Here is a 239-nt window from a genome sequence, read left to right on the forward strand (position 1 = left end):
CACCTAATTTGTGACCTACCATATCTTCAGTGACATATACAGGTACATGTTTACGTCCATCGTATACTGCAAAAGTATGGCCAATGAAATTTGGGAAAATTGTAGAACGACGAGACCATGTTTTAATCACTTGTTTCTTTTCACTTCCGTCTTGAGCTTCTACTTTTTTCATTAAGTGATCATCGACGAAAGGTCCTTTTTTAATACTACGAGCCATTTGGGCGCCTCCCTTCTTATTG

Annotated in this window: 1 protein-coding gene; it reads right to left on the reverse strand. The window is 38.5% G+C overall.

Annotation, left to right across the window (positions count from 1 at the left end; translation table 11 throughout):
- A partial coding sequence (gene rpsS, locus GNF10_RS37700) for a 30S ribosomal protein S19 (protein ID WP_185607557.1) occupies positions 1-217 on the reverse strand: 217 nt, incomplete at its 3' end.
- Positions 218-239 lie beyond the last annotated feature (22 nt).

The sequence above is a fragment of the Nostoc sp. UCD121 genome (genome assembly GCF_014222285.1).
In the GTDB taxonomy this organism is placed as follows: Bacteria; Cyanobacteriota; Cyanobacteriia; order Cyanobacteriales; family Nostocaceae; genus Nostoc.